Source organism: Enterobacter cloacae complex sp. S2 (assembly GCF_015159675.1).
GTDB lineage: Bacteria > Pseudomonadota > Gammaproteobacteria > Enterobacterales > Enterobacteriaceae > Enterobacter > Enterobacter intestinihominis.
On sequence record NZ_JADDTS010000009.1, the window covers coordinates 142,833 to 157,835 of the forward strand.

General features: G+C 58.1%; 12 protein-coding genes. 11 read left to right on the top strand and 1 reads right to left on the bottom strand.

What is annotated here, in order from left to right:
- Positions 1-9 precede the first annotated feature (9 nt).
- The 11 genes from tar to IPZ49_RS06320 all read left to right on the top strand — a co-directional run bounded on the left by tar (position 10) and on the right by IPZ49_RS06320 (position 13,067).
- Positions 10-1,677: a methyl-accepting chemotaxis protein II gene (gene tar, locus IPZ49_RS06270; RefSeq protein WP_047057158.1), complete on the top strand. Its 1,668-nt coding sequence runs from the start codon at positions 10-12 to the stop codon at positions 1,675-1,677.
- Positions 1,678-1,721: 44 nt separating this feature from the next.
- Positions 1,722-3,323 carry a methyl-accepting chemotaxis protein IV gene (tap, locus tag IPZ49_RS06275; RefSeq protein ID WP_063932734.1) on the top strand — a complete coding sequence of 534 codons (1,602 nt, stop codon included), beginning with the start codon at positions 1,722-1,724 and terminating at the stop codon, positions 3,321-3,323.
- A 19-nt stretch (positions 3,324-3,342) separates the two neighbouring features.
- Positions 3,343-4,209, top strand: coding sequence for a protein-glutamate O-methyltransferase CheR (gene cheR, locus IPZ49_RS06280; protein ID WP_017384409.1), 867 nt, complete (start codon positions 3,343-3,345; stop codon positions 4,207-4,209).
- Positions 4,206-5,255, top strand: coding sequence for a chemotaxis response regulator protein-glutamate methylesterase (locus tag IPZ49_RS06285; protein WP_014884341.1), 1,050 nt, complete (start codon positions 4,206-4,208; stop codon positions 5,253-5,255). The genes cheR and IPZ49_RS06285 overlap by 4 nt, the downstream gene beginning before the upstream one ends.
- Before the next feature lie 17 nt (positions 5,256-5,272).
- The gene (cheY, locus tag IPZ49_RS06290; RefSeq protein WP_000763862.1) at positions 5,273-5,662 is read left to right on the top strand and encodes a chemotaxis response regulator CheY; all 390 of its coding nucleotides are present in this window, start codon (positions 5,273-5,275) and stop codon (positions 5,660-5,662) included.
- Positions 5,663-5,672: 10 nt separating this feature from the next.
- Positions 5,673-6,317, top strand: a complete 645-nt coding sequence (cheZ, locus tag IPZ49_RS06295; RefSeq protein WP_003859718.1) for a protein phosphatase CheZ — start codon at positions 5,673-5,675, stop codon at positions 6,315-6,317.
- Between the two features lie 150 nt (positions 6,318-6,467).
- Positions 6,468-7,616: a flagellar biosynthesis protein FlhB gene (gene flhB / locus IPZ49_RS06300; RefSeq protein ID WP_017693236.1), complete on the top strand. Its 1,149-nt coding sequence runs from the start codon at positions 6,468-6,470 to the stop codon at positions 7,614-7,616.
- On the top strand, positions 7,609-9,687 hold the full coding sequence (flhA, locus tag IPZ49_RS06305; RefSeq protein WP_003859723.1) for a flagellar biosynthesis protein FlhA: 2,079 nt from the start codon (positions 7,609-7,611) through the stop codon (positions 9,685-9,687). Before flhB ends, flhA begins: the two co-directional genes overlap by 8 nt.
- Complete coding sequence (locus IPZ49_RS06310; RefSeq protein ID WP_023303901.1) at positions 9,687-10,079, top strand: flagellar protein FlhE; 393 nt, start codon at positions 9,687-9,689, stop codon at positions 10,077-10,079. The genes flhA and IPZ49_RS06310 overlap by 1 nt, the downstream gene beginning before the upstream one ends.
- A gap of 260 nt (positions 10,080-10,339) precedes the next feature.
- On the top strand, positions 10,340-11,923 hold the full coding sequence (locus IPZ49_RS06315; RefSeq protein WP_017693238.1) for an MFS transporter: 1,584 nt from the start codon (positions 10,340-10,342) through the stop codon (positions 11,921-11,923).
- Positions 11,924-11,927: 4 nt separating this feature from the next.
- The gene (locus IPZ49_RS06320) at positions 11,928-13,067 is read left to right on the top strand and encodes a glycoside hydrolase family 105 protein (RefSeq protein ID WP_058688693.1); all 1,140 of its coding nucleotides are present in this window, start codon (positions 11,928-11,930) and stop codon (positions 13,065-13,067) included.
- Between the two features lie 34 nt (positions 13,068-13,101).
- Here IPZ49_RS06320 and argS read toward each other — a convergent pair whose 3' ends face one another.
- Positions 13,102-14,835 carry an arginine--tRNA ligase gene (gene argS / locus IPZ49_RS06325; protein WP_023294934.1) on the bottom strand — a complete coding sequence of 578 codons (1,734 nt, stop codon included), beginning with the start codon at positions 14,833-14,835 and terminating at the stop codon, positions 13,102-13,104.
- Between the last annotated feature and the right edge of the window lie 168 nt (positions 14,836-15,003).

Sequence of the window (15,003 nt, forward strand, 5' to 3'; positions counted from 1 at the left end):
AGGTGTTGTATGTTGAACCGTATCCGCGTTGTCACAATGCTTATGATGGTGCTGGTCATTTTCGCACTTCTTCAGCTTACTTCTGGCGGCCTCTTTTTCTCGTCGTTAAAACAGAACCAGGACAGCTTCGCGGCCTCGAACGATTTGCGAATGCAGCAAAGCGAACTGACCACGACCTGGGATCTGATGTTGCAGACGCGTATCAACCTGAGCCGCTCGTCTGCCCGCATGATGATGGACCCAAATAACCAGCAGAGCAGCGCAAAAACGGAACTGCTGAAGAATGCGCGCGCCACGCTGGCAGACGCGGCGAAACATTACGACGCCTTCAAAAAAATCGCCCCTCAGCCAGCAATGGCGCAGGCGAGCGCGAACATAGATGAAAAATATCAGGCCTACTTCGCCGGCCTCACGGAGCTGGTGCAGTTCCTGGAAAAGGGCAATATGGACGCCTATTTCGCGCAGCCGACCCAGGGAATGCAGAACGCCCTCGGCGCGGCGCTCGGCGAGTACGCCAAAGCCAGCGGCGAGCTTTATCACTCCGCGTTCACGCAAAGCCAGAACGACTACCGTTTCGCGAAATGGCAGATGGCGGTTCTCGCCCTCGCGCTGGTCATCGTGCTGGTGGCCGTGTGGTACGGCATTCGTCATATCCTGCTTAACCCGCTTGGCCGCGTCATTGCCCATATCCGTGATATTGGCCGGGGCGATCTCACGAAAACGCTGACTGTTTCTGGCCGCAATGAGATCACCGAGCTGGCAACCAGCGTCGACCATATGCAGCGTTCGCTGATTGATACCGTCGCCAACGTTCGCGAGGGGGCGGATGCCATCTATACCGGCACGAGTGAAATCGCGACGGGCAACAACGATCTCTCGTCCCGTACCGAACAGCAGGCATCCGCTCTGGAAGAGACGGCGGCCAGCATGGAGCAGCTCACCGCGACCGTGAAGCAGAATGCCGACAACGCCCGCCAGGCGTCGCAGCTTGCAGAAAGCGCGTCCGACACCGCCCAGCGCGGAGGGCGGGTGGTCGACGGCGTGGTGAAAACCATGCATGACATTGCAGACAGCTCGAAGAAAATCGCCGACATCATCAGCGTTATCGACGGCATCGCTTTCCAGACCAATATCCTGGCGCTGAACGCGGCCGTTGAAGCGGCGCGTGCGGGCGAGCAGGGGCGCGGGTTTGCCGTGGTCGCTGGCGAAGTGCGTAACCTCGCCAGCCGCAGCGCCAATGCGGCGAAAGAGATCAAAGCCCTGATTGAAGACTCTGTTTCACGCGTGGATACCGGCTCGGTGCTGGTGGAAAGTGCGGGTGAAACCATGAATGACATCGTGAATGCCGTGACGCGCGTGACGGACATCATGGGTGAAATCGCCTCTGCATCGGATGAGCAGAGTCGTGGTATTGACCAGGTCGCCCTGGCGGTATCGGAAATGGATCGTGTGACGCAGCAAAACGCCGCCCTGGTGCAGGAGTCCGCTGCCGCGGCCGCTGCGCTGGAGGACCAGGCGAGCCGCCTGAAAATGGCCGTCTCGGCGTTCCGTCTTACTTCAAAAACGACAAATACGGTCAGCTCGCGGTCGGCGTACAGCGAAGCAACCCCGGCGCCCGTGACAACACGTACGCGCGCAGCGGTGACCGGACAAGATGAAAACTGGGAAACATTTTGACTGACAATTAAACCGCGGCTGCTTGCCGCTTGATGGGAGCGTGGATGTTAAATCGTATTCGTATCTCGACCACACTGTTTTTGATTCTGATCCTGTGTGGGGTTTTGCAGGTTGGCAGTAACGGGTTGTCTTTCTGGGCGTTTCGCGATGGCTATCAGAATTTGCAGGAAGTTGAGACGAGTAATCAGCAGCGCTCCGCACTGGCACAAACGCGTGCCGTGCTGTTGCAGGCAAGCACTGCGCTGAACAAAGCAGGGACGTTAACCGCGCTGAGCTATCCGCCGGAGGATATTAAGGCGCTGATGGTCGTGGCCCGCAGCAGCCTGAAGCAGGCCGACGCGCAGTTTAAGGCCTTTACGGCGCAGGAGGCGGTCAGTGAGAAAGAGAAAGCGCTGAAAGTCGCCATGAAAAAGACCTTTGATGTGTGGTACGGCGATCTCGACCATCAGGCGACGTGGCTGGAGAACAACCAGCTTTCCGACTTCCTGACCGCGCCGGTGCAGGCGTCTCAGGCGGCGTTCGACGGCAGCTTTAACGCCTGGCAGCAGGATATTAACCAGTTTGTGGCGCGTGCCGGTGCGGACAGCCGTACCAGCTACCGCATGTCAGGGGCGATTTTCCTTACCATGGTGATCCTGGCCGCCCTGCTGACCGGCGGCTCGCTGTGGTGGTCGCGCAAAATGATCGTCCAGCCGCTGGCCATCGTCAGCAGCCACTTCGACAGTATGGCGAAGGGCGATCTGGCGCGTCCGGTGGCCGTGTATGGCAGGAATGAAATATCAGCGATTTTCGCCAGCCTGAAGGCGATGCAGGGGGCGTTGCGGGAAACGGTAAGCAACGTTCGCCAGGGCAGTTACGCCATGCATACCGGGATCTCCGAGATTGCGGCAGGCAATAACGATCTCTCATCCCGCACCGAACAGCAGGCGGCATCGCTGGCGCAGACGGCGGCCAGCATGGAGCAGCTGACCGCGACGGTAAGCCAGAACGCCGATAACGCGCGTCAGGCGTCCGACTTGTCAAAACAGGCGGCGATGACGGCGAAACGTGGGGGCGATCAGGCCTCTCACGTCGCCAGCACGATGCAGGAGATTGCCGCCAGCTCGCAGAAAATTGGCGACATTATCAGCGTCATCGACGGTATCGCGTTCCAGACCAATATTCTGGCGCTTAACGCGGCCGTTGAAGCGGCGCGTGCCGGGGAGCAGGGGCGCGGGTTCGCGGTGGTTGCCGGTGAAGTCCGAAACCTCGCCAGCCGCAGCGCCAATGCGGCGAAAGAGATCAAAGGGCTGATAGAAGAGTCGGTCTCCCGCGTTCAGCAGGGCTCCGCGCTGGTGGATACCGCCGCGCAGACCATGCACGAGATTGTCACCTCCGTGACGCGGGTTAACGACATTATGGGCGAGATTTCCTCGGCGTCTGATGAACAACGCCGTGGTATTGAGCAGGTGGCGCAGGCCGTTACACAGATGGATCAGGTTACGCAGCAGAACGCCTCACTGGTGGAAGAGGCGGCGGCGGCTACCGATCAGCTGGCAAACCAGGCGGATCACCTTACCGGGTTGGTCGCCGTATTTAATGTGAAAGAGCACGTTGAAGCAGTAACAGAAGTCGGACGGTCACAGGCCGTGCCCGTTGTATCCTGAATGTGATTAAGAAGGCGCTATGACATCACCCATGCCCTCAGGGCAAACGTCATTATTGTTGCAGATGACACAGCGCCTCGCGCTGTCCGACGCGCATTTTCGTCGGATATGTCAGTTAATCTACCAGCGTGCGGGGATCGTGCTTGCGGACCATAAGCGAGACATGGTCTACAACCGGCTGGTGCGGCGCTTGCGTACGCTGGGGCTGGATGATTTTGGCCGCTATCTGAGCATGCTCGAAGCGAACCAGAACAGCGCCGAATGGCAGGCATTTATCAACTCATTAACCACCAACCTGACCGCGTTTTTCCGCGAGGCGCATCACTTCCCGGTGCTGGCGGAACACGCCCGTCGCCGTAGCGGAGAGTATCGCGTCTGGAGCGCGGCGGCCTCTACCGGGGAAGAGCCGTACTCGCTGGCCATCACCCTGGCGGACACCCTGGGCATGGCGCCGGGCCGCTGGAAAGTGTACGCCAGCGACATCGATACCGAAGTGCTGGAAAAAGCCCGTAACGGCGTTTATCGCCAGGATGAGCTTAAAACGCTGTCTCCTCAGCAGCTACAGCGTTACTTCATGCGCGGTACCGGCCCGCATGAAGGACTGGTGCGCGTACGCCAGGAGCTGGCGAACTGCGTGGAATTTGCTCCCGTTAATTTACTGGATAAGCAGTACAACGTGCCGGGGCCATTCGACGCCATTTTTTGCCGTAACGTGATGATCTATTTTGATAAAACGACGCAGCAGGACATCCTGCGTCGCTTTGTTCCGTTGCTCAAGCCTGACGGTTTACTGTTTGCCGGGCACTCGGAAAACTTCAGCAACCTCGTGCGTGAGTTTAGCCTGCGTGGGCAAACGGTTTATGCGCTGAGTAAGGAAAAAGCATGAGTAAAATCAGGGTATTGTCTGTCGATGATTCGGCGCTGATGCGTCAGATCATGACCGAAATCATCAATAGCCACAGCGATATGGAGATGGTGGCGACAGCACCCGATCCGCTGGTCGCGCGGGATTTAATCAAAAAATATAACCCCGACGTGCTGACGCTGGATGTTGAAATGCCGCGCATGGATGGCATCGATTTCCTGGAAAAATTAATGCGCCTGCGCCCGATGCCGGTGGTGATGGTGTCATCTCTGACCGGTAAAGGTTCAGAAATCACCCTGCGCGCGCTGGAGCTGGGGGCGGTGGATTTTGTCACCAAGCCGCAGCTCGGCATTCGCGAGGGGATGCTGGCGTACAGCGAGATGATCGCCGAGAAAATCCGTACCGCGTCGCGCGCAAAACTCGCGGCCCACAAGCCGATGGCAGCTCCGGCAACCCTGAAGGCAGGGCCGTTACTCAGCTCGGAAAAGTTGCTGGTCATTGGGGCGTCAACCGGAGGAACAGAGGCAATTCGCCATGTACTCCAGCCATTGCCGCTCTCAAGCCCGGGTATCCTGATTACGCAACATATGCCGCCAGGGTTTACCCGTTCGTTCGCGGAGCGCCTGAATAAGCTGTGTCAGATCAGCGTGAAAGAGGCGGAAGATGGCGAGCGCGTGCTGCCGGGTCACGCCTATATCGCCCCGGGTGACAAGCACATGGAGCTGGCGCGCAGCGGGGCGAACTATCAAATCAAAATTCATGACGGGCCGCCGGTTAACCGGCACCGTCCGTCGGTGGATGTGCTGTTTCATTCGGTGGCGAAACATGCGGGGCGCAACGCCGTTGGGGTGATCCTGACGGGGATGGGCAACGACGGCGCCGCCGGAATGCTTGCGATGCACCAGGCTGGTGCCTGGACGATTGCGCAGAATGAAGCAAGTTGTGTGGTGTTCGGCATGCCGCGCGAGGCCATCAATATGGGTGGCGTAAGCGAAGTGGTCGATCTTAGCCAGGTAAGCCAGCAGATGCTGGCGAAAATCAGTGCCGGACAGGCAATACGTATTTGACTCAGGAGTATTATTTTATGGCGGATAAAGAGCTTAAGTTTTTGGTTGTGGATGACTTTTCCACCATGCGTCGCATTGTGCGCAACCTGCTGAAAGAGCTGGGCTTCAACAATGTTGAAGAAGCAGAAGACGGGGTGGATGCGCTGAACAAACTCCAGGCTGGCGGGTTTGGTTTTGTGATTTCCGACTGGAACATGCCGAACATGGACGGTCTCGAACTGCTGAAAACCATCCGCGCGGATGCGGGCATGGCCTCTCTGCCGGTGCTGATGGTGACCGCAGAAGCGAAGAAAGAGAACATTATTGCCGCTGCACAGGCGGGCGCAAGCGGCTACGTGGTGAAGCCATTCACCGCGGCGACTCTGGAAGAGAAGCTCGGGAAGATCTTCGAGAAACTCGGCATGTGAGGTGATGGATATGTTGCAACCTGCTATGAAACCCGTTGAAGAACATTCGCCGAGCGACATTATTGCCCGCATTGGTAGCCTGACCCGCATGCTGCGCGACAGCCTGCGCGAGCTGGGGCTGGACCAGGCTATCGCCGAAGCGGCGGAAGCCATCCCTGACGCGCGCGACCGTCTGGACTACGTCGTGCAGATGACCGCGCAGGCGGCGGAGCGTGCGCTGAACAGCGTTGAAGCCTCGCAGCCGCACCAGGATGCGATGGAGAAGGGGGCGAAAGCGCTGAGCAAACGCTGGGATGAGTGGTTTGAGAACCCTATTGAGCTGGCGGATGCCCGCGAACTGGTAACGGATACCCGTCAGTACCTGGGTGACGTGCCGGGGCACACCAGCTTCACCAATGCCCAGCTGCTGGACATCATGATGGCACAGGATTTCCAGGACCTCACCGGCCAGGTGATCAAGCGCATGATGGATGTGATTCAGGAGATTGAACGTCAGCTGCTGATGGTGCTGCTGGAGAACATACCGGAACCGGCTGCCCGTCCGAAACGCGAGAACGAAAGCCTGCTCAATGGTCCACAGCTTGACACCAGCAAAGCGGGCGTGGTGGCAAGCCAGGATCAGGTGGACGATCTGCTGGACAGTCTTGGTTTCTGATTGCGCGTTCTGCCTCAGGTCGTTAACGCGGCCTGAGGCAGCTCAGAATAAAAACAGCGAAAAGAGCCCGAATAAACGGGCTTTTCCCGCCATTGGATTTTCTCTGCGCTGGCATGATACCCGTGAATTAATGGGCTGCGAGCAGGCACAGTGGCAGAAGAGAACGACGACAAAACAGAAGCCCCCACACCCCACCGACTTGAAAAAGCCCGTGAGGATGGGCAGATCCCCCGATCCCGAGAGCTGACATCCCTGCTGATCCTGGTGGTGGGCGTCTGCATAATCTGGTGGGGCGGGGAGATGCTTGCCCGCAGACTGGCGGGAATGCTCTCGGCTGGCTTACGTTTTGATCACAGCATGGTCAATGACCCCAATCTGATCCTCATTCAGATCATCAACCTTGTGAAAAGCGCGATGCTCGCCTTGCTGCCGCTGATCGCGGGCGTGGTCATCGTGGCCCTGGTTTCGCCGGTCATGCTCGGTGGCCTGGTGTTCAGCGGAAAATCGCTGCAACCGAAATTCTCTAAGCTCAATCCGTTCCCCGGCATTGCGAAAATGTTTTCCGCGCAAACCGGGGCTGAGCTTCTTAAAGCGATCCTGAAATCGCTTCTTATGGGCAGTACCGCCGGGTTTTTTCTGTGGCACCACTGGCCGGAGATGATGCGCCTCATCAGCGAGTCCCCGATGACGGCGATGAAAAATGCCCTGAACCTGGTCGGGTTATGCTCGCTGCTGGTGGTACTCAGCATTATTCCGATGGTGGCGTTCGACGTTATCTTCCAGATCTATTCCCATATCAAAAAGCTGCGAATGTCGCGTCAGGACATCCGCGATGAATATAAGCAGATGGAAGGCGACCCGCACGTTAAGGGCCGTATCCGCCAGATGCAGCGCGCCGCCGCGCGTCGGCGCATGATGGAAGATGTGCCGAAAGCCGACGTCATCGTCACCAACCCGACTCACTACTCCGTGGCGCTTCAGTACGACGAAAACAAAATGAGCGCGCCGAAAGTGGTGGCGAAAGGGGCCGGGCTGATTGCGCTGCGCATTCGTGAAATCGCCACGGAAAACCGTGTGCCGATCCTGGAAGCACCGCCGCTGGCTCGCGCGCTGTATCGCCACGCGGAAATTGGACAACAGATCCCGGGCCAGCTCTACGCCGCTGTCGCAGAGGTGCTGGCCTGGGTGTGGCAACTGAAACGCTGGCGTTTAGCGGGCGGTCAACGACCTGTAAAACCTGAGAACCTGCCGGTGCCTGAAGCACTGGATTTTTTGAACGAGAAGGACACTGATGGCTAATCTGGTGGCAATGTTGCGCCTGCCCGGCAACCTGAAATCGACGCAATGGCAGATCCTTGCCGGACCGATTCTGATCCTGCTAATTCTGTCGATGATGGTGCTGCCGTTACCGGCATTTATCCTCGACCTGCTTTTCACCTTCAACATTGCGTTGTCCATCATGGTGTTGCTGGTGGCGATGTTCACCCAGCGCACGCTGGAGTTCGCCGCGTTTCCAACGATCCTGCTGTTCACCACGCTGCTGCGCCTGGCGCTGAACGTTGCCTCCACGCGTATCATCCTGATGGAAGGGCACACCGGCGCGGCGGCGGCGGGCAAGGTGGTCGAAGCCTTCGGTCACTTCCTGGTGGGCGGCAACTTCGCCATCGGTATCGTGGTGTTCGTCATTCTGGTGATTATCAACTTCATGGTTATCACTAAAGGGGCGGGACGTATCGCTGAAGTGGGCGCGCGCTTCGTGCTCGACGGGATGCCGGGCAAGCAGATGGCCATCGACGCCGACCTGAATGCCGGGCTGATCGCGGAAGATGAAGCGAAAAAACGCCGTGCCGAAGTGACCCAGGAGGCAGATTTCTACGGCTCCATGGACGGTGCGAGTAAGTTTGTGCGCGGTGACGCCATCGCGGGCATTCTGATCATGGTGATTAACGTCGTCGGCGGCCTGCTCGTCGGCGTGCTGCAACACGGCATGGACATGGGCCACGCGGCGGAAAGCTATACGCTGCTGACCATTGGTGACGGTCTGGTGGCGCAGATCCCGGCGCTGGTGATCTCCACCGCGGCGGGCGTGATTGTGACTCGCGTCAGTACCGATCAGGACGTGGGCGAGCAGATGGTGGGGCAGCTCTTCAGCAACCCGCGCGTTATGCTGCTCTCCGCGGCGGTGCTGGGCCTGCTCGGTATGGTGCCGGGCATGCCAAACCTGGTATTCCTGCTGTTCACCGCTGCGCTGCTGGGGCTTGCCTGGTGGATGCGTGGCCGGGAAACGCAGCCTAAGGCAGAGCCTGCGCCGGTCAAAATGCCTGAGAACACCCAGGCGGTGGAAGCCACCTGGAACGACGTACAGCTCGAAGATTCGCTGGGGATGGAAGTGGGGTACCGCCTGATCCCGATGGTGGATTTCCAGCAGGATGGTGAGCTGCTTGGCCGTATCCGCAGCATTCGTAAAAAATTCGCCCAGGATATGGGCTTCCTGCCGCCGGTGGTCCACATCCGGGACAATATGGATCTCCCGCCCGCGCGCTACCGCATCCTGATGAAAGGGGTGGAAATCGGCAGCGGTGATGCGTACCCCGGCCGCTGGCTGGCGATTAACCCGGGCACCGCCGCAGGCACGCTGCCGGGTGAGCAGACGACCGACCCGGCCTTTGGTCTGGCGGCAATCTGGATTGAGAGCGCCCTGAAAGAGCAGGCGCAGATTCAGGGTTACACGGTCGTTGAGGCCAGTACCGTGGTGGCGACGCACCTCAACCACCTGATTGGCCAGTTCTCCGCGGAACTGTTTGGACGTCAGGAGGCGCAGCAGCTGCTCGACCGCGTAACGCAGGAGATGCCGAAGCTGACCGAAGATTTGGTGCCGGGCGTGCTGACATTAACCACCCTGCACAAAGTGCTGCAAAATCTGCTCGATGAGAAGGTGCCCATTCGCGATATGCGTACCATCCTTGAGACGCTGGCCGAACATGCGCCGCTGCAAAGCGATCCGCACGAACTGACGGCGGTGGTGCGCGTGGCGCTTGGACGCGCCATTACCCAGCAATGGTTCCCGGGAACCGGCGAAGTGCAGGTCATTGGCCTGGACACGCCGCTGGAACGTCTGCTGCTTCAGGCGTTGCAGGGCGGTGGCGGGCTGGAGCCGGGTCTGGCGGACAGATTACTGGCGCAAACCCAGGAGGCGCTGGCGCGTCAGGAGATGCTGGGCGCGCCGCCGGTGCTGCTGGTAAATCACGCGCTGCGTCCGTTGCTGTCGCGCTTCCTGCGCCGGAGCCTGAACCAGCTGGTAGTGCTGTCGAATATGGAGCTGTCCGATAACCGCAATATTCGCATGACGGCGACCATAGGAGGGAAATAATGCGTAAGTGGCTGTGGATCTTACTTTTCCCGCTGGCGGCGCAGGCCGCAGGCGAGGGGGCATGGCAGGCCAGCAGTATCGGCTTGACGCTCAACCATCGGGGTGAGTCGATCTCCTCCCGTCCGCTGTCCGCCTCTGAGCCCGTGTCCGGGCAGATGACGCTGGTGGCCTGGAATTACACCCTGACGGGACCCACACCGGCCGGGTTGCGGGTGCGGCTGTGCTCGCTGACCCGCTGCGCGGAAATTGAGGGTCAACGTGGCACTACCCAGGCCTTCAACGGGGTGTCTGCTCAGGAGCCTTTACGCTTTATCTGGGAAGTGCCAGGCGGTGGACGTCTGATCCCGGCGCTGAAGGTTCAGCGCAACGAGGTGCTCGTCAACTACCGCTAACTGCCCGCCTTTTCGCCAGTCTCCAGGCATTTCTGAAGGCTGGCTCGCAAAAATGACCTTCCCTTTTGATACAAAAGAAACGCTGTTTTATAAATCAGTGACACGCGTATTGACACTCTTTGCGTTTTTGCCATTCACCACTTTGTGATGGCAGAAACAGAAAGGTATCAACAGGTCGATACTTTTACTGTAGCCGTGTAAAAACTCCCGGACGAGGTTGCTTACAGGGAGTCTCCCAAAACTGATTAGGGTTGACGGCAATGAAAACACGTAAAATTGGACTCGCAAATTATTTTGCTTACGGGTCAGGGGACTTCCTCGGGGCGGGGACTACCGCCCTGACGGCCGCCTGGCTTTTGTATTTTTATACCACCTTCTGTGGACTCACACCGATTGAAGCAACCTTTATCTTCGCTGCCGCAAGGGTGCTGGATGCGGTTGTCAGCCCGTTAATGGGCTTTTTAACCGATAACTTTGGCACCACCTGGCTGGGCAAGCGTTTTGGCCGTCGTAAGTTCTTCATCCTGCTCGGTATTCCCTGCGTTTTCAGCTACTCGCTGATGTGGGTAGGGGACATGAGTTTCTGGTACTACCTGCTGACCTATCTGATCTTTGATATCGTCTACACCATGATCCTGGTGCCGTACGAAACGCTGGTGCCGGAGATGACGGACGATTTCAAACAGAAAACAAAATTCTCCGGGGCGCGTATCTCTATGGCGCAGATGTCCGCCATTCTGGCCTCCTTCCTGCCGGGGATCCTGCTCACGCATTTCGGCAAAGACAACGCGATCTCCTTCTTCTATGCAAGCCTGGTCTTCTCCGTACTCTGCGCGCTGATGCTTACTTTCGTCTGGTTCTTCACCTGGGAGCGTCCGCGGGAAGAGTGGTCTGAAGCGGCTCTGCGTGCCGAGGAAGAGAAGAAAAAGCTGACCCTGGGCCAGAGCCTGAACCGTCTTTTTGTCGAATTAAGTTCGACGCTGCGCATCAAGATTTTCCGCCAGCATCTGGGGATGTACCTTGGCGGCTACATCGCCCAGGACGTCTTTAATGCGGTGTTCACCTATTACGTGGTATTTGTGCTGATGCAGGAGGCGTCAATGGCGTCCAACCTGCTGGGCACGATGGCCATCTTCCAGTTCCTCGCCGTGATCGGCATGATCCCGCTGTGCATTCGCTTCGGACCTGCGCCGTCTTACCGCATGGTGGTCGTGCTGTTTGGTCTGGCCTCGCTCTCTTACGCGGTGCTTTATTACGCGGGCCTGAGCGACGTTTACGCTCTGCTGCTGCTGATCTCTGCGGTTGCCGGTCTTGGCCGCGGGGGTATCAACTACGTACCGTGGAATACCTACACCTACATTGCTGACGTGGACGAAGTGATCACCGGTCAGCGTCGCGAAGGGATCTTCGCGGGCATCATGACGCTGACCCGTAAAGCGTCTCAGGCCGGTGCGGTGATGCTGGTGGGGATCGTGATGCAGATGTCGGGCTTTGTCAGCGGGCAAAAAGTGCAGCCTGCGGAAGTGAGCCACACCATTCTGATGATCCTGAGCGTTGGCACTATTCTGGTGCTGTTCTGCGGCTTCCTTGTCTCCCTGCGCTTCAAACTCAATTTGCAGACTCACAGCACCCTGCGTGAAGAGACCGCGAAAATGCGCGAGTCCGGCCATGCGATGCCAGAGGCGGTGACCCCGCAGGCCCGCGCTACCGTGGAGATGCTGGCGGGAATGCCGTATGAATCCCTGTGGGGCAACAACAACATCGGTTATCTGAATCGCAATAAGCCGGCGGCCCCTTCGCTGAAGGATCGCGCGGTACTGAATTCGACATACAACAGAGGTTAAGATGATGAAAGTTTGGCCTGTCAAACATAGCCCGTTACTGCGTCAGCCTGAGCGCTTTATCGCCAGGGATGAGCTGAAATCGCTGATTCAAAAGGTGACGCATAACCTGGTCAATATCCACGACAAAACGGGTGAGTTTTTGCTGCGGCTGGACGACGGGCGCGTGATCGACACCAAAGGCTGGGCCGGATGGGAATGGACCCACGGCGTCGGTTTATACGGTATCTGGCAGTATTACTGCCAGACCGGTGACGAAGGCATGCGCGAGATTATCGACAGCTGGTTTGCTGACCGTTTCGCTGAAGGCGCAACCACCAAAAACGTGAATACCATGTCGCCGTTCCTGACGCTGGCGTATCGCTACGAAGAGACCAAAAACCCTGCCTGGCTGCCGTGGCTGGAAAGCTGGGCGGAATGGGCGATGAATGAGATGCCGCGCACCGAACATGGCGGCATGCAGCACATCACCCTGGCGGAAGAGAACCATCAGCAGATGTGGGATGACACGCTGATGATGACGGTGCTGCCGCTGGCGAAAATCGGCAAGCTGCTGAACAAGCCGGAGTACGTCGAGGAGGCGATCTATCAGTTCCTGCTCCACGTACAGAATCTGATGGATCGGGAGACCGGGCTGTGGTTCCACGGCTGGAATTACGACGGCAATCACAACTTTGCCCGGGCCCGCTGGGCGCGCGGCAACAGCTGGCTGACCATCGTCATCCCGGATTTCCTCGAGCTGGTGGATCTGCCGGAAAACAACGCCGTTCGTCGCTATCTGGTGCAGGTACTGAACGCGCAGATCGTCGCACTGGCAAAATGTCAGGACGAGAGCGGATTGTGGCATACGCTGCTGGACGATCCTGATTCTTATCTGGAGGCGTCGGCCACGGCAGGGTTTGCCTACGGCATTCTGAAAGCCGTGCGCAAGCGTTATGTCGGCGCAGAGTACGCAGAGGTGGCGGAGAAAGCGATTCGCGGCATCGTGCAAAACATCTCGCCGGAAGGGGAGCTGCTGCAAACGTCCTTCGGGACGGGGATGGGAAGCGATCTGGCGTTTTACCGCCAGATACCGCTGACCTCGATGCCGTATGGCCAGGCAATGGCGATTCTGTGTCTGACGGAATATTTGCGGAAATATTTCTGATAATAAAAAACCCGGCGCTCGCCGGGTTTCTTTTTTACATACGTTCTACGGTTTCGATACCCAGGGTATCCAGACCGAGCTTCAGTGTCTTCGCCGTCAGCTGCGCCAGCTTCAGGCGGCTGTGACGCACCGCTTCGCTCTCGGCAGAGAGGATAGGGCAGTGTTCGTAGAAGCCAGAGAACAGACCGGCCAGATCGTACAGGTAAGCACACATAACATGCGGCGTACCGTCACGCGCGACCACGGAGAGCGTCTCTTCGAACTGAAGCAGGCGGGCAGCCAGCTGTGCTTCACGATCTTCGGTAAGGGTCACCGTGGCATTCGCCAGCACGCTTTCGTCGATATTGGCTTTACGGAAGACGGAGAGTACGCGGGTATAAGCGTACTGCATATATGGCGCCGTGTTGCCTTCAAACGCCAGCATGTTGTCCCAGTCGAAGATATAGTCGGTGGTACGGTTCTTGGAGAGATCCGCGTATTTCACCGCGCCGATCCCAACCGCGTTAGCCAGTTTCTCCAGCTCGTCAGCAGGCATATCCGGGTTCTTCTCGGCCACCAGGCGACGCGCGCGTTCCAGCGCTTCATCCAGCAGATCGGAAAGCTTCACGGTGCCGCCCGCACGGGTTTTGAACGGCTTACCGTCTTTACCCAGCATCATGCCGAACATGTGATGTTCCAGCGGCACGGAATCCGGCACATAACCCGCTTTACGCACGATAGTCCACGCCTGCATCAGGTGCTGGTGCTGACGGGAGTCGATGTAATACAGCACGCGATCCGCATGCAGGGTTTCGTAACGGTATTTCGCACAGGCGATGTCGGTGGTGGTGTAGAGATAGCCGCCATCCTTTTTCTGGACGATCACACCCATCGGTTCGCCTTCCTTGTTTTTATACTCATCAAGGAACACCACCGTTGCGCCTTCGCTTTCCACCGCCAGATTTTTAGCTTTCAGGTCCGCCACAATGCCTGGCAGCATCGGGTTATACAGGCTTTCACCCATCACGTCGTCACGGGTCAGGGTCACGTTCAGACGGTTATAGGTGAGCTGATTCTGGGACATGGTAATGTCCACCAGCTTGCGCCACATCTCGAGGAAGTACGGGTCGCCGCCTTGAAGTTTCACCACGTAGCTGCGCGCGCGCTCGGCGAAGGCTTCATCTTCGTCATAGTGCTTTTTGGCTTCACGGTAGAAACCTTCCAGGTCTGCCAGCGCCATTTCGCCTGCGTTTTCCTGCTGCTGCTTTTCCAGATACGCGATCAGCATGCCGAACTGCGTGCCCCAGTCGCCTACGTGGTTAGCGCGGATCACCTTGTGACCAAGGAACTCCAGGGTACGCACCGCCGCGTCACCGATGATGGTGGAGCGCAGGTGACCGACGTGCATCTCTTTCGCCACGTTTGGCGCGGAGTAGTCAACCACCACGGTCTGCGCTTCTGGCTGAGCCACGCCCAGACGGTCAGACTTCAGCGCCGCGTCAACGTGGCTTGCGAGGAATGCAGGCTCAAGGAAAATGTTGATAAAGCCTGGACCGGCGATTTCGGTTTTGCTGGCGATGCCGGTGAGATCCAGATGCGTCAGTACCTGCTCAGCGAGCTGTCGCGGCGGCATGCCCAGTTTTTTAGCCACTGCCATCACGCCATTAGCCTGATAGTCGCCAAACTGTACTTTCGCTGACTGACGAACCTGTGGTTCGCAATCCGCAGGCGCACCTGCGGCAATCAGTGCCTGACTGACTTTTTCTGAGAGAAGAGCCTGAATATTCACCTGGATACCTTACGTTTTTGATGCGGGTAAAAAACACCCACGCCAGTTTAAGAATTTAGGGCGGGAGTATACTGCAAATGCCTTCGGGCGTCAGCCCTGCGGGGGGCGAAGATCGCTCAGAATCCAGGCGAAGACGGTATGCATAATCATGCAGTCGAAAAAACCGTG

Excerpts from the sequence above, each read along its gene's own strand:
- tar (WP_047057158.1), top strand. The coding sequence starts at position 10 with ATGTTGAACCGTATCCGCGTTGTCACAATGCTTATGATGGTGCTGGTC.
- tap (WP_063932734.1), top strand. The coding sequence starts at position 1,722 with ATGTTAAATCGTATTCGTATCTCGACCACACTGTTTTTGATTCTGATC.
- cheR (WP_017384409.1), top strand. The coding sequence starts at position 3,343 with ATGACATCACCCATGCCCTCAGGGCAAACGTCATTATTGTTGCAGATG.
- IPZ49_RS06285 (WP_014884341.1), top strand. The coding sequence starts at position 4,206 with ATGAGTAAAATCAGGGTATTGTCTGTCGATGATTCGGCGCTGATGCGT.
- cheY (WP_000763862.1), top strand. The coding sequence starts at position 5,273 with ATGGCGGATAAAGAGCTTAAGTTTTTGGTTGTGGATGACTTTTCCACC.
- cheZ (WP_003859718.1), top strand. The coding sequence starts at position 5,673 with ATGTTGCAACCTGCTATGAAACCCGTTGAAGAACATTCGCCGAGCGAC.
- flhA (WP_003859723.1), top strand. The coding sequence starts at position 7,609 with ATGGCTAATCTGGTGGCAATGTTGCGCCTGCCCGGCAACCTGAAATCG.
- IPZ49_RS06310 (WP_023303901.1), top strand. The coding sequence starts at position 9,687 with ATGCGTAAGTGGCTGTGGATCTTACTTTTCCCGCTGGCGGCGCAGGCC.
- IPZ49_RS06315 (WP_017693238.1), top strand. The coding sequence starts at position 10,340 with ATGAAAACACGTAAAATTGGACTCGCAAATTATTTTGCTTACGGGTCA.
- IPZ49_RS06320 (WP_058688693.1), top strand. The coding sequence starts at position 11,928 with ATGAAAGTTTGGCCTGTCAAACATAGCCCGTTACTGCGTCAGCCTGAG.